Annotated in this window: 15 protein-coding genes; 4 read left to right on the top strand and 11 right to left on the bottom strand. The window is 62.3% G+C overall.

Annotation, left to right across the window (positions count from 1 at the left end):
- Positions 1-282: 282 nt before the first annotated feature.
- The 3 genes from NO932_RS13795 to NO932_RS13785 all read right to left on the bottom strand — a co-directional run bounded on the left by NO932_RS13795 (position 283) and on the right by NO932_RS13785 (position 2,329).
- Positions 283-672, bottom strand: coding sequence for a septal ring lytic transglycosylase RlpA family protein (locus NO932_RS13795; protein ID WP_309207870.1), 390 nt, complete (start codon positions 670-672; stop codon positions 283-285).
- A 213-nt stretch (positions 673-885) separates the two neighbouring features.
- On the bottom strand, positions 886-1,518 hold the full coding sequence (locus tag NO932_RS13790) for a peptidase inhibitor family I36 protein (protein WP_309207869.1): 633 nt from the start codon (positions 1,516-1,518) through the stop codon (positions 886-888).
- A gap of 172 nt (positions 1,519-1,690) precedes the next feature.
- On the bottom strand, positions 1,691-2,329 hold the full coding sequence (locus NO932_RS13785; RefSeq protein WP_309207868.1) for a class I SAM-dependent methyltransferase: 639 nt from the start codon (positions 2,327-2,329) through the stop codon (positions 1,691-1,693).
- Between the two features lie 90 nt (positions 2,330-2,419).
- On the opposite strand from NO932_RS13785, the gene NO932_RS13780 reads away from it, so the two are divergent.
- Positions 2,420-3,298, top strand: coding sequence for a LysR family transcriptional regulator (locus NO932_RS13780; protein WP_309207867.1), 879 nt, complete (start codon positions 2,420-2,422; stop codon positions 3,296-3,298).
- 11 nt (positions 3,299-3,309) lie between these two features.
- Here NO932_RS13780 and NO932_RS13775 read toward each other — a convergent pair whose 3' ends face one another.
- Positions 3,310-3,705 (bottom strand): acyl-CoA thioesterase, encoded by a 396-nt coding sequence (locus tag NO932_RS13775; RefSeq protein WP_309207866.1) that lies wholly within the window; start codon positions 3,703-3,705, stop codon positions 3,310-3,312.
- Between the two features lie 6 nt (positions 3,706-3,711).
- The gene (locus NO932_RS13770) at positions 3,712-4,308 is read right to left on the bottom strand and encodes a thymidine kinase (protein WP_309160416.1); all 597 of its coding nucleotides are present in this window, start codon (positions 4,306-4,308) and stop codon (positions 3,712-3,714) included.
- 297 nt (positions 4,309-4,605) lie between these two features.
- Between NO932_RS13770 and NO932_RS13765 the strand changes: the two genes are divergently transcribed.
- Positions 4,606-5,007: a hypothetical protein gene (locus tag NO932_RS13765; RefSeq protein WP_309160417.1), complete on the top strand. Its 402-nt coding sequence runs from the start codon at positions 4,606-4,608 to the stop codon at positions 5,005-5,007.
- Here the strand turns inward: NO932_RS13765 and NO932_RS13760 are convergent.
- Entirely contained in the window at positions 4,991-5,941 is a 951-nt protein-coding gene (locus NO932_RS13760; protein ID WP_309207865.1) for a DMT family transporter, read from the bottom strand. The two genes, NO932_RS13765 and NO932_RS13760, sit on opposite strands and share 17 nt — an antisense overlap.
- Positions 5,942-6,705: 764 nt before the next feature.
- Positions 6,706-7,131 (bottom strand): CBS domain-containing protein, encoded by a 426-nt coding sequence (locus NO932_RS13755; protein WP_309160419.1) that lies wholly within the window; start codon positions 7,129-7,131, stop codon positions 6,706-6,708.
- Positions 7,132-7,305: 174 nt separating this feature from the next.
- Between NO932_RS13755 and NO932_RS13750 the strand changes: the two genes are divergently transcribed.
- Positions 7,306-8,514, top strand: coding sequence for a pyridoxal phosphate-dependent aminotransferase (locus NO932_RS13750; RefSeq protein ID WP_309207864.1), 1,209 nt, complete (start codon positions 7,306-7,308; stop codon positions 8,512-8,514).
- On the opposite strand, the gene NO932_RS13745 is transcribed toward NO932_RS13750, so the two are convergent.
- From NO932_RS13745 to NO932_RS13735, 3 genes are all read right to left on the bottom strand, one after another.
- Positions 8,501-8,890, bottom strand: a complete 390-nt coding sequence (locus NO932_RS13745; RefSeq protein WP_309207863.1) for a type II toxin-antitoxin system death-on-curing family toxin — start codon at positions 8,888-8,890, stop codon at positions 8,501-8,503. The two genes, NO932_RS13750 and NO932_RS13745, sit on opposite strands and share 14 nt — an antisense overlap.
- Positions 8,887-9,114, bottom strand: coding sequence for an AbrB/MazE/SpoVT family DNA-binding domain-containing protein (locus NO932_RS13740; protein ID WP_309160422.1), 228 nt, complete (start codon positions 9,112-9,114; stop codon positions 8,887-8,889). The genes NO932_RS13745 and NO932_RS13740 overlap by 4 nt, the downstream gene beginning before the upstream one ends.
- 1,118 nt (positions 9,115-10,232) lie before the next feature.
- Positions 10,233-10,820, bottom strand: a complete 588-nt coding sequence (locus tag NO932_RS13735) for a helix-turn-helix domain-containing protein (RefSeq protein WP_309207862.1) — start codon at positions 10,818-10,820, stop codon at positions 10,233-10,235.
- 106 nt (positions 10,821-10,926) lie between these two features.
- On the opposite strand from NO932_RS13735, the gene NO932_RS13730 reads away from it, so the two are divergent.
- Positions 10,927-11,958 (top strand): aldo/keto reductase, encoded by a 1,032-nt coding sequence (locus tag NO932_RS13730; RefSeq protein ID WP_309207861.1) that lies wholly within the window; start codon positions 10,927-10,929, stop codon positions 11,956-11,958.
- Positions 11,959-12,030: 72 nt separating this feature from the next.
- On the opposite strand, the gene NO932_RS13725 is transcribed toward NO932_RS13730, so the two are convergent.
- A complete protein-coding gene (locus tag NO932_RS13725; RefSeq protein WP_309207860.1) occupies positions 12,031-12,924 on the bottom strand; it encodes a LysR family transcriptional regulator in 894 nt (297 codons plus the stop codon).
- Positions 12,925-12,960 lie beyond the last annotated feature (36 nt).

Below are 12,960 nucleotides of genomic sequence, written 5' to 3'. Positions count from 1 at the left end.
ATGCGCGGTTAACCGGGGGTTGTGGGGGAAACTCAAATTAACAGTAAATTTTCGGTTTCAGCGGCGATGGCGCTGTGGAAAGCGGCTATCGCCGCGCATGAAAAAGGCGCTCCAGGCCGGGCCGGGAGCGCCTTTTTGATCCGTGTGCAAGAACGCTGGCTAGAGCCACGAATTTGATTGAATCAAATCCGTGGCTCTAGCTTTTTGTTTTTTCGCGTGTCCGAACCGCAAAACCGTTCCATCCCCGGCCAAGCCGGGGACATGCTTTTGCTGGACACGCTCCTAGCCGATAACCTCGACGGTGACCCGGGCGGTGCCCGAATTGATCATGCCGATTTCGCTGGCGGCCTGGCGCGAAAGATCGATGATGCGGCCGCCGGTGAAGGGACCACGATCATTGATGCGAACCACGACGCTTTCGCCGTTGTTCTGATTGGTGACCACGACTTCCGTTCCGAAGGGGAGGTAGCGGTGGGCCGCTGTCAGCGCGTTCTGGTTGTAGGTTTCCCCATTGGCGGTTCTTCTGCCGTGGAACTTGCCGCCGTACCAAGAGGCGGTGCCCGTCAGGGTTTGCACGACAGCGACCGTGTCTTGTGCGTGAAGGGCGGTGGTGAGGGGGAAAGTTCCAAGTAGGAGTGCTGTGCACAGCACTGTAGGCTTGATGATCTTCATACGGTCCTGACCCGTTTTTGTTTGGCGACAAATTCGGGTTCTACACGAAGATGTGACCAGAAATGGGACCGAATCGGACGAAAAGGCGGCACGGCGGAATCTGCGTCGATTCGTCTGGAACCGTGATGATATGGCAACACCCGGCTTTTTTACGTGCCGGGCATGAAAAAGCCGCCCTGGATGGGCGGCTTTTGCAGGGCTGCAGATCGGGGCTTAGCGGCGATCGAGGTAGTAGGACGAAATGTTGTCCGAGAGCATGCCCAGATTGCGGACCGACCGGTCGATCACCGCGCAGCGGCCCGAAAAGTCGGCGCCGGTGCAGACGGTGGCGGCGATATTGCCCTGCACCTGAGCGGAACGAATGCGATCGCTCCAGAAATTGCCCAGATAGCGTTCGTTGTCGCGGCCGGTCACGCAGAAGCTGCGGCCATTGTAGTTGAACTCCTCATAGAAGCAGACGCGGCCCGTGGGGGCGGGGCCGGGCCCTGGACGGCCGGCGCCGATCGAGAAGCTGAAATTGGGGGTGTTGATGGTGAACCCCACATCGTCGTCACGGCCGGGAAGGGGGCGCGAAGGACCGGAAGGCTGGATGCGGCGGAGATAATTGGAAGACGCCCAACCGCGAATGTTGGTCGCCGTCACCTGGCACCAGCTTCCATTGCACTGGCCGACCTCGACCACCTGATTGGCCGAAAGGGCGGCGATCACCGGGTAATTGGTGCCCGGACCGGTGCGCACGTTGAGCGCGGTGGTGGCGTAGGCTTCATAGGCGAAGGCGCCGGACACGGTTGTCAGAATGCCGGCTAGCGCCAAAGCCGCCGCGGCCGCGAGTTTACGCAAGTTCATGTCGCTCTCCCTCCGAGAGATTGGGGCTTTGTGGCGAAAAATCGTCAAGCTTGCCCTTTGGTTCCACCGGACGACCGGTCGATGACCAGATCATTCCTCATGAACAAGGAATTAGCCAATTGGCAGTGAACCGGGAATGAACATTGTGGGCAGGGAGGGGGCGCTGCTCAGGTCACGGTTTCGAGGCGACCACGAAGGGCCGGAAATCGCGGCCTTTGCTGGCATGATTTTCCTTTGCCAGCACCGTGAAACCTTCATCGGCAATCAGCTCCATGAGCTGGCGAGCGTTGAAAACCGAGACATGCGGAGCCTTGCCGACGGCGCGCATGGCCGGCAGCAGGAAACGCCTGATGAGCAGGTTCATTTCCCCCACACACGGAGTTTTGGAGATGAACAAGCCGTGCGGCTTCAGCAATCGATCGATCGCGCGCAGGGTGGATTTGGGGTCCTGGACAAGATGGAGATAGTTGAAGCCCAGGACGACGTCGAACTGGCGGCCCTTAGAGGCCATCTCCTCGGCGGTCGCCACGCGAAAGTTCAAGCTGGCGATCGGGTCGCGGCGCAGCTTGTCCTCGGCGATGGCAATCATTTGGGCCGAGATGTCGGTCGCGGTGTAGGCCGCGACGGCGCCCGCCAGATGCAGCGCGGTTGTCCCCGTGCCGCAGCCGAGTTCCAACACTTGATGACCGGGCTCAAGGAAGCTGCGCGTGCGCTCGAGCGTGCGTTCATAACCGGGCATGTCGGAAATCGCCGATGCCGCGTACCGCCTGGCGGTTTTATCCCAGAAGCGTGCATCAGAAGCTGCCGTCACGAGAATGCCCTCCGACCGTTTCCGGTGACGTTAGCATATGCATTTCGCGCGGCAATTGCCTAATTTCGCACGATATATATACATGGATGAATGAGAAAGCTGGACTGGAATCTGTTGCGCGCCTTTCATGCGACCGCCACTCTGGGGTCGCTGTCCGCCGCGGCGCGCCACCTCAATCTCACCCAGCCCACGCTGTCGCGCCAGATCATTGCGCTCGAGGCCGATCTCGACCTCGTATTGTTCGAGCGGATCGGCCGCAGGCTGTATCTGACATCGGCGGGAAGCGGGCTGCTCGAGCATGTCCAGCTCATGGGCGACGCCGCCGATGCGTTTCTGCTGTCGGCGAGCGGTGACGCCAAGGCGATCAGCGGAAAGGTGAGCATTTCGGTGACCGATACGTTCGCCGCCTATCTCATGCCCGAAATCGTCGCCCGCATCAGGCGAGAAGCGCCCCAGCTTACGGTGATGGTCCTGGCCTCCAACGATCTGAGCGATCTTCACCGCCGCGAGGCCGATATCGCGGTGCGCCATGTCGCGCCGGACCGCGAGGGACTGGTGGGGCAGCACCTGCGCGATACCTACGCCTATTTCTATGCGTCCGAGGAATGGATCTCGCGCAACGGCATGCCGCGCACGCCCGATGAACTGGTGCGTTCCCACATTATCAGCATCGAGGACCCGGCCAGTCTCGCCGACTACCTGACCGGGGTCGGCCTCCCCGTCAACGCATCCGACTTCCGGATACTTTCGAACTCCGGACTCGCCGTTTGGGAGATGGTACAGCGCGGCCTTGGCATCGCTCCCATGCTGCGCGAAGTGGCCGACCGGACCGCGGGCGTGACGCGACTGCCGGCCGATTTGCTCGAGATCGAGGTTCCCATATGGCTGGTCACGCATCGGGGGCTGGAGGGGAGCCCCCGCATTCGCCTGGTTCAGCAGATTCTGGGCGAAGAACTGGCGCACATGTAGGGGCGCTGGAACTAAGCTATGGCGGTTTGGCCGATGACGCGCTTCTGGCCGTCGTCGGTCAGGGCCACATAGATGAAGTGGCCTTCGGTGACCTTGGTGCGGTCGGGGGTGGCGCGGGACTTGGTCCAGGCTTCCATGCCCACCTTGATAGAGGTGGTGCCGATCCGGTCGATCCAGGTGTAGACGCACAGCACGTCCCCGACCCTGACCGGGGCGATGAAGGTCATGGCCTCGACAGCGACAGTGGCAACGCGCCCGCCCACATGCTCGACGGCGGCGATGGCGCCCGCGATATCCATTTGGCTCATGAGCCAGCCGCCGAAAATATCGCCGGCGGCGTTGGTATCGGCGGGCATGGGCATGGTGCGGATGGTCAAGGCGCCGCGGGGTTCGATTTTGTCGCTCATTGGTTCTTATCCCAGGGTTTTCGGCCAGCGGCCCACGGTTTCTTCCCAATGGCGGCGGCACAGGGAGATATATTTGTCGTTGCCGCCGATGTCGACCTGGTCGCCTTCGAGGAGCGGCTGGCCGTCGGGGCCGAGGCGGACCACCATGGTGGCCTTGGCGCCGCAATGGCAAATGGTGCGCACTTCGCGCAGGGTGTCGGCGATAGCCAGAAGTTCGGATGAACCGGGAAACAGCTTGCCCTGGAAATCGGTGCGCAGGCCATAGCACATCACGGGAATGTTGAGCCGATCGGCGACGCGGGCGAGTTGCCAGACCTGATCGGGCGTAAGGAACTGGGCTTCGTCCACGAAGATGCAGCTATAGGGCGTGTGGGCGTGGGCGGTTTCGACGATCGCGAACAGATTGTCCCGGGCGGTGAAGAGCTGTGCCTCGCAGGAGACGCCTATGCGCGAGGCGATGACGCCGCGCCCGGCCCGGTCGTCCAGGGCAGCGGTGAACAGCAGCGTATCCATGCCGCGCTCGCGGTAATTGTAAGACGCCTGCAGCAGCAGGGTGGACTTGCCGGCATTCATGGCGGCGTAGGAGAAGTAGAGCTTGGCCAAGGCTGTCCCGATCGCGTGTGAAGGGACTTTGTAGCCCGTGGCGAGGCCGAAGGCGGAGCGGTTCGCGACAACGATCCACAGGAAAAGAAAAAGGCCGCCAAAGTGGGCGACCGAGTGGGGCCGGCATTGGGACATCGGCCCGGGGCACCGGCTGGGGTAGAGCCGGATAAAGACACCGTAATCTTGTCGCATGACGGTGATATGACGCGAATCACAAGGGCGCTGCGGTTCATGCCGGGTTCATCGGGTGGATCGATACTGGGCGCCGGTGATCATCCCAATCGCGGAGTGTATGTCATGGCCCTCAAAGCCGTTCTCAAGCCGATCGCACTTTGCCTGGCCCTGCTGGCCGCCGGGCCCGCGATGGCTGAACAGTTCAACCCGATCGGGATCTGGGAGCCCGACAACAAGGAATCGCGCTACGAATTCACGTTCTGTGGCGAGAATGGCGACCGGCTGTGCGCGGAGCTGATCTGGATCCAGGAGGATAAGCAGGACGCGCGCAACACGCGGTATCTCAACACCTACATGTTCAAGAATGCGCGCCACGTGGCGATGAACCGCTGGGAGGGCACCGTGACACTGGAGGGGTTCAATATCGGCGGCACGGTGGTCCAGACGGGCAACGACACGATGGAGTTGAGCGCCTGCGCGCTGTTCGTCCTGTGCGAGGACATCAGCCTCAACCGGGTTGAGTAACCGGTTTGCGCCGCAGGTTGGGCAGGAGCTCGACGAGGAATACGGCCGCAAAGATCATGGCGACCCCGACATAGCCCAGGGCATCGAGGCGTTCGCCCAGGATCAGCGCGCCGCCCAGCGCGGCAAAGAGGCTTTCGGCCGAAAGGATGATGGCGGCGTTGGCCGGCGGGACGTGCTGCTGGCCGATGGCCTGGAGCGTGAAGCCCACGGCGGTGGAAAGGGCGCCGGCATAAACGATTTCCACCCAGCCCGCCGTGAGCGCCGAAAGCGTGGGCGTTTCGAACGCCAAGGCGCCTGAAAGCCCGAGCACGCCGGCGGCAAGGAAACTGACGGCGGAGATGAAGATCGGGCGTCTGGTCTCGATGGCGAGATAGCCAAGCAAAAGAACGTGCAATGCCCAGAAGACGGCGCTGGCGATCACAAGGCTATCGCCGGTGTTGAGGCGATCGAGGCGCGCGCCGTTGAGAAGGAACAATCCGATCAGCGCCAAGGGCATGCCCACCCAGATGACCTTGTGGGGCGGCTGGCGGAAAACGACAAGCAGGATGACCGGCACGAAGAGCACGTAAAGACCGGTGAGGAAGCCCGAATTGGTGATGGTGGTGAACTGCAGCCCCAATTGCTGCAGCAGCGCGCCCATGAAGAAGTTGAGGCTCAGAAAGCCGATCAGCGCCCATTGGCGGCGATCGAGCTTTTCGGGCTGGCGAGCGTTTTCGCGCAGGGCGAAAGGCAGGACCAACAGACCGCCGAGCAGGAAGCGCGAACCGGTGAAGGTGAGCGGGCCCATGACGTCCATCGCGGTTTTTTGCGCAATGAAGGCAAAGCCCCAGATGGCGGTGGCAAGCAGCAGACAGCTAAGCGCGATGGGGCGGGACATGGGGAACCGGTGCGTTGTGGGCAGGATGCAATAGCCGATTTCGAAAGAGCGGAGCAAGGCACGAGCGGCTTGCGCCGCCGCATCGGCTTGGCCGATGCGCCCCCCTCACCCCCGACCCCTCTCCCACCAGGGGAGAGGGGGGCTCTCGGGGCGGGCGGTGGTGTTTTTGTCGAGGCGTTTGTGAAGGGGCTCTCGTTGTAGGGTTTCTGCCTCTTCTACCTTCTCCCCTGGTGGGAGACGGTGGCCGCACAGTGGCCGGATGAGGAGGCTCTGAGGTTCCGCACGCCACCTCCTTGGCTGTTGAAGCTCAGCGCACCCCTCACCCCCGGCCCCTCTCCCTCAAGGGGAGAGGGCGGCTCCTGGGGTTGGCGGTGGTGCTTTGGCTGGCGCGTTTGTGGAGGGGGCGCTCATTGTAGCGTTTTGCCTCTTCTTCCGTGGGTGGGAGAAGGTGGCTGCGTAGTGGCCGATCAGGGGAGTGATGAGGTTCGACATTCATACCGGTGGCCGTTGGTATGCTGAGCCCCCTCATCGCCGACCCTTCTCCCACCAGGGGAGAAGGGGGTTCTTGGGGCATGGTCAGAGATCAGCCAGAAACGCTTCGCTTGCGGTTATCCCAGTTCTAGCTCTCCTTGGGGAAGGTGGCCGCGAAAGGTCGGATAAGGGTGCTGAGGTTCGAACGCACCTCGTTGGTTGTTGAAGCTCAGCGCACCCGCTCACCCCCGGCCCCTCTCCCTCAAGGGGAAAGGGGGGCTCTTGGGGTTGGCGGTGGTGATCTGGTGAGGTGTTTGTGGAGGGCTGTGGCGGGCGGAGGCGGTGTGCGATCAGCTTGCGATATATTCGCGGAGCACGCCGGCTTCGTGTTCGACTTCCTCGATCTTGCGCTTGACCACGTCGCCGATGGAGATGATGCCGACGAGTTCGCCGTTCTCGACGACCGGCAGGTGGCGGAAGCGGCCGCGGGTCATCTTGTTCATCACGTCTTCAAGAGTATCGGACCGGGAGCAGGTCTGGGGCGAGCGGGTCATGAGGGTGGACACCGGCTTGGAGCGGAAGCCCTCGGCGCTGCCGGCCAGATGGCGGACGATGTCGCGCTCGGAAATGATGCCGCTCACCTTGCCCTCATCGAGCACGACGACGGCGCCGATATTGTGCCGGGCCAGTTCGGCGATGAGATCGCCGATGGTGGTGTGCGAGGGAACGGTCACGACCGAAGAGCCCTTGGTGGCCAGGATCGATTCAACAAACATTGCGGTCATCTCCTCAAGCTTGTGCAATGAGCTTGCCTTGCGACAATCTAACGCACAAGCGGGGGAAATGGTCGACTTTCGGATGATGCGGACGCGCAAATGCTCAAAGCGAGTGGCGGGCGGAGCGGAGGGCGGCTATAGCTTTGAGGTTTGACCAGCCCAGCAGAGGACGAAATGGGACTCATCTCCGATGCGCTTTCGCGCGTGCAACCTTCGGCAACGGTCGGGATCAGCCAACTGGCGCGGCAGATGGCGCAGACGGGCAAGGACGTCATCGCGCTTTCGGCGGGCGAACCCGATTTCGATACACCCGAGCATGTGCGCAAGGCGGGGATCGCGGCGATCGAGCGGGGGGAGACGCGCTATACCAATGTCGACGGGATCGCCGAGCTGAAAGAGGCGGTTGCCGCCAAGTTCAGGCGCGACAACGGACTCGATGTCACGGCGGAAGATTGCTTTGTTTCGGCTGGCGGCAAGCAGATCATCTTCAATGCGCTGATGGCGACGCTCAATCCCGGCGACGAGGTGGTGGTGCCGGTGCCCTATTGGGTGAGCTATCCCGAGATCGTGCGACTGGCGGGGGCCGAGCCGGTGTTTGCGCAGGCGAGCCAGGAGACGGGCTTCAAATTGACGCCCGAGGCGCTGGAAGCGGCGATCTCGGAGCGAACCAAATGGCTGATCCTCAATACGCCATCCAACCCGTCCGGCGCGGCCTATACGGCGGATGAACTCAAGGGTCTGGCCGAGGTGCTGATGCGGCACGGCCACGTCCACGTGCTGACCGACGACATCTATGAGGTGCTGGTCTATGACGGGCGCGCGTTCGCGACGATCGCGCAGGTCGAGCCCGGACTCATGGGGCGGACGGTGACCATGAACGGGGTGTCCAAATCGCACGCCATGACCGGATGGCGGATCGGTTATTGCACGGGGCCGAGGGAAATCCTCAAGGCGATGCTCAAGCTGCAGGGGCAGTCGACGACCAATCCGCCCTCGATCTCGCAATGGGCTGCGGTGGAGGCGCTCAACGGACCGCAGAGCTTCCTCGCGGACTGGCGGGACACCTTCCAGAAGCGGCGCGACTATGTGGTGGGCCGGCTCAACGCGCTTGAGGGCATCGAATGCCTGGTGCCCGAAGGGGCGTTCTATGTGTTTCCCTCATGCAAGGGACTGCTGGGCAAGACCAGCGCCGGCGGCCGGACGCTTGCGACCGACGAGGATTTGGTGATGGCGCTGCTCGAGGAGAATGGCGTGGCGCTGGTGCATGGCTCGGCCTTCGGCCTGGCGGGGCACTTCCGCATCTCCTACGCGGCCTCGGACGACGAACTCGCCAAGGCGATGGACCGGATCGAGGCGTTCTGCGCGGGGCTCAGCTCATCTTGACGGCATGAGCGCGTAACCAAGCGGCGAAGCTTTCTTCGGAAAGCTCGCCAGCCGCGAGCGCGAAGACAGTCACCGCGACATCAGGTTCGGGTGCCTCAAGCTCATAGCCGTTGATGGCGAGAAAAACGTAGGACGCCAAAAACGCCGCACGCTTGTTGCCGTCGGCGAAAGGGTGATTTTTGACGATGCCCCCGGCATAGGCTGCGGCGAGGTCAAACAGGTCGCCCTGATCGTACTCGAAGAGATTGCGGGCGCGGGAGAGCGCTGAATCCAGCGCTCCCGGATCGCGCAGACCTGAAAGTCCGCCATGGGCCGCCAGCACCTCGTCATGCATCGCCAACAGCGCACGTGGGGAGAGCCATTGCGGCTCGATCATTTCGCCAGTTCGCGCAAGGCGTTGCGGTATTTGGCCATGCCCTTGCGCGCTGCCTGCATCTGATCTTCGAACTGGGGATCATATGCGGTAAGGCGCATCGCGCCGTCGGGGGCGGTCGTCAGATACAGCGTATCGCCATCGCCCACATGCAACTGGGATAGCGCGTCCTTGGGAAGGATAACCCCCAGGGAATTGCCGATCGAGCGTACCTTGAGCTTGGTCATGACCTGCTCTCCTAAGTTCTAACCTTAGTTATAATCACGATGGCAAAGCAAAAAAAGAGGCTCCGTCGGAAGACGGAGCCTTTGATCGGGTAGAACCCAAATCTCTCAGTTTACGACCCGGCCGAGGGAGGAGGAGACGGCGCGGATCGGGTTGAGCGGAGACGTGGGAGGAGGATACATCGTCCGCTCGGGTGTCTAAAGCGAGGGGCCCTGGGAGGAGGAGAGGGCGCGTCGCTCATCGACAATGACAATATGCGCTGCCTCGTTCCCCGCAACAATGCGCAAAACCGCATAGCTGCCATGCATTAGGCAGGTTGGGTGTGATGATTAAAACGTAGGCATGGATTGGAGGCGGCGCGGCTGTGGCGGTTCCGCTGCGTCCGGGACGCTTGAACTGTCGCCGGAAAAGAAAAGAGGCTTCACCGAAATTCGGTGAAGCCTCTGAACCTTCGGCCGCATTCGAGGGAGGAGGAATCGAATTACGGCCTAGGAGCGGTCAAGGAGGGAGGAGGAGGAACCTTTCCCGCTCTGCTGCCAACTCGCAAGGGGCCCTGGGAGGAGGAGGAAGGGCGCGTCGCGTCGTTGACGATGCGTATATGCCACCCTAATCACGACTTCTCAAGTCGTCTTACGGCATGGCAGCTATGCGCTGGATGCAAGTGCCAGGAGCCGCCATGCACAAGCAGTGGGCACCGCCCGTCGGCAAGGCAAAAAAAAGCCCCGCTCGAGGGGAGAGCGGGGCCCAGGACGAGAAGCAAGCTTCTCGTTAGGAGGGAACATCAAACGCGCCCAAAGGGAGGAGGAAAGACGCGCAATGTCTGGCGGGTAGGTAGAGTTTCAGCCGGGTTGCGACAACCCTGTTCCGGTTATGCCAGCTATGCAGAAATTGCATATCTCTGCCTATCTTGAGGGCAAAGTGGCTGTTTTTGTTGCATTATTCTGTATGCAGGGTGGGCCACCGGCTACCAAAATTTTTTTACTCAGAGCCTGCGGAAAGCCTGAGGGCGGCTCCAACGACGGTTAAAAACGACAATGGACGGGTGGGACTTGCGCTTTCGATCTGCTCGAATCGTGCCGCGTTCGGAAGGGTAAGGGTATGCTTGCGCCTGCACGGGCGCTCAGGGCTGGTTCGGGCCTCGATAGCGGAGCCCGTCGATCAGCAGGTTCACCATGCGTCGGGAGTCTTCCGTGATGCCGCCCTTGCCGTCCGGCGAGCAGAGATGCGCAATCCCCATCAGGAGGTCGGCCGGCTGGACGTCCGGCCGGACTTTGCCCGCAGCTTCTGCCGCCTTGAGCAGGCCGGACGCGGCGGGGGCAAGGCGTTCCATCAGATAGGTGGGCAGGGCCTCGTAGGCTGAATCGCCCGAATGCAGGGCCGCGGACAGACCACGCTTGGCCGCGACGAACGCGATGAACCGCTCCAGCCAGCGATCCAGTGCCTCTGCCGGCTCATACTGGGTGGCAAAGGCCGAAGCAGCGGCGGCGCAGGCGTCCACCTCCTTGCGGAACACCGCGACGATCAGGTCGGACCGCTGCGGGAAGTGCCTGTAGAGCGTGCCCACGCCCACGCCCGCCTTTTCCGCGATGTCGCGCACCGGGGCGTCGACGCCGGAGGTCGCAAAGACCTCCAGCGCGGCGTCGAGCAACGCGTTGACGCTGCGCCGCGCATCGGCGCGGACCGGCTTTTCCAGTTTCGGCTCAGGCAAATTGAACGCACCTCTTGCTAAACGGAACATTGTTCCGTATTAAATCGGAATGTCGTTCCGTTTAGCACGCTGGAACGGCATTGACCACTTCGGAAAGGACTATGACATGCAATATCGTCCACTCGGCAGGACCGGGATCAAGGTCAGCCCCTATTGCCTGGGCGCCATGATGTTCGGCTCGATCGGCAACCCCGACCATGAGGAATGCGCCCGCATCATCCACAAGGCTCTCGACGCCGGAATCAACTTCGTCGACACCGCCGACCGCTACAGCGCCGGGGAATCCGAGGAGATCCTGGGCAAGGCGCTCAAAGGGCGGCGCGACAATGTGGTGCTGGCCACCAAGTTCTTCGGTCCCATGGGCGAGGACCCCAATATGCAGGGAACATCGCGCCGCTGGATCACCCGCGCCGTCGAGGATTCGCTGCGTCGCCTGGGCACCGATTACATCGACATCTACCAAGTGCACAGGCCGACGCCGGATACTGACATCGAAGAGACGCTTTCGGCACTGACGGACCTGATGCGCGCCGGCAAGATCCGGGCGATCGGTACATCGACGTTTCCCGTCTCGGAGATCGTGGAGGCGCAATGGGTGTCCGAGCGCCGGGGCCTAGCCCGGTTCCGAACGGAGCAGCCGCCTTACTCCATCCTCAATCGCGGCATCGAGCGCGACATGCTGCCCACCTGCCAGCGCTACGGCATGGGTGTGATGGTCTGGAGCCCGCTGGCGAAGGGGATGCTCACCGGCAAATACCGCAAGGGGCAGCCCACGCCCGACTCGCCGCGCGCGCCTTACTTCAAGAAGCTGTTCTCCGACGAAGCCAGCCTGGAGGTGATCGAACAGCTTATCGCGCTGGCCGAGGAAAACGGATTGTCGCTCATTCACATGGCGCTGGGGTTCGTTACGTCCCATCCGGCGGTCACCTCGGCCATCATCGGGCCGCGAACCATGCAGCATCTCGATGATCTTCTGGCCGGCGCCGAGGTGCAGCTCAGCGACGAGATTCTCAATCGGATCGACGAGATCGTGCCTCCCGGCATGGACCTAGCCCCCAACGAGGCCAATTACGCTCCGCCGGCTCTGGTTGAACCCGAACTCCGGCGCCGGCGCAGCGGCGAACGGGCGGCGGCCTGAGGGAGCCAGCGGGCCGGGATCCTTGCCGATCCCGGTCCCTGCCGGCCGCGCATGCTTGGCTTTGACCGCGGGTTAGAACTGCCAGTCGCGGGCCTTTTCGACAAGGAAGTCGCGGAACACGCCAACGCGTTTGGAGCTTTTCAGCGCCGGCGGATAGACGAAATAGGTTTCGTATTCAGGCAGCGTCAAATCGGTGAGGATGCGCTTGAGCCTGGGTTCTTCCTCGGTGACGTAATCTGGCAGCATGGCGATGCCGATGCCCTGCCGGCAGGCCTGCATCATGCCGTAGATGGCGTTGACCCGCAGCGTCGCCCGGCGCGGGGAATTGTCCGGGCGGCCGATCCGTTCGAGGAAGTTGACGTCGCCAAGGTAAGAGGGGGAGGGCTCGCCGAAGCTGACGATCTTGTGGTCGTCGAGATCTTCGATGCTTTGGGGCGCGCCGTACTCTTCAAGATAGCTCTCTGCCGCATAGATGTGGTTGTGCACCGTGAACAGCTTGCGCTGGATCATTTCGGACTGGTTGGGCCGATGCAGGCGGATGGCGACGTCGGCCTCGCGCATGGCCAGGTCCAGCTCGGCGTCGTTGAGTTTGATTTCGAGCTGAATGGTGGGATAAAGCGTCACGAATTCGTGGATGCGCTTGGTGAGCCAGGTGGAGCCGAAACCCACGGTGGTGGTGACCAGGAGCGGGCCGGTGGGCACATCCTGGCTTTCGGTCATCTGCGCCTGCACCGATTGCAGCTCCCAGGCCATGCGGTGGGCCGTGCGGAAAAGCTGCTCGCCCACTTCGGTGAGCACCAGGCCCCGGGCGTGGCGGATGAAGAGCTTTAAGCCCAGATCTTCCTCGAGCGCGGAAATCTGGCGGGAAACGGCCGATTGCGACATGCCGAGCTTTTCAGCCGAATGCGTAAAGCTCCCCGACTCGGCGGCGACATGGAATATGCGCAGCTTGTCCCAATCCAGCATCCCCCGATGTCCCCTCTTTGAATGCCGTTCGCGGAG

The organism is Pelagibacterium sp. 26DY04 (assembly GCF_031202305.1).
Classification (GTDB): Bacteria; Pseudomonadota; Alphaproteobacteria; order Rhizobiales; family Devosiaceae; genus Pelagibacterium.
The sequence above is the reverse complement of the archived record's forward strand: the minus strand, read 5'-3'. Positions and strand labels throughout refer to the sequence as shown.

Coding starts and splice junctions, on each gene's coding strand:
- NO932_RS13745 (WP_309207863.1), bottom strand. CDS start 8,890: ATGATCGAGCCGCAATGGCTCTCCCCACGTGCGCTGTTGGCGATGCAT.
- NO932_RS13725 (WP_309207860.1), bottom strand. CDS start 12,924: ATGCTGGATTGGGACAAGCTGCGCATATTCCATGTCGCCGCCGAGTCG.
- NO932_RS13775 (WP_309207866.1), bottom strand. CDS start 3,705: ATGAGCGACAAAATCGAACCCCGCGGCGCCTTGACCATCCGCACCATG.
- NO932_RS13755 (WP_309160419.1), bottom strand. CDS start 7,131: ATGTTTGTTGAATCGATCCTGGCCACCAAGGGCTCTTCGGTCGTGACC.
- NO932_RS13765 (WP_309160417.1), top strand. CDS start 4,606: ATGGCCCTCAAAGCCGTTCTCAAGCCGATCGCACTTTGCCTGGCCCTG.
- NO932_RS13790 (WP_309207869.1), bottom strand. CDS start 1,518: ATGAACTTGCGTAAACTCGCGGCCGCGGCGGCTTTGGCGCTAGCCGGC.
- NO932_RS13730 (WP_309207861.1), top strand. CDS start 10,927: ATGCAATATCGTCCACTCGGCAGGACCGGGATCAAGGTCAGCCCCTAT.
- NO932_RS13780 (WP_309207867.1), top strand. CDS start 2,420: ATGAGAAAGCTGGACTGGAATCTGTTGCGCGCCTTTCATGCGACCGCC.
- NO932_RS13740 (WP_309160422.1), bottom strand. CDS start 9,114: ATGACCAAGCTCAAGGTACGCTCGATCGGCAATTCCCTGGGGGTTATC.
- NO932_RS13750 (WP_309207864.1), top strand. CDS start 7,306: ATGGGACTCATCTCCGATGCGCTTTCGCGCGTGCAACCTTCGGCAACG.
- NO932_RS13795 (WP_309207870.1), bottom strand. CDS start 672: ATGAAGATCATCAAGCCTACAGTGCTGTGCACAGCACTCCTACTTGGA.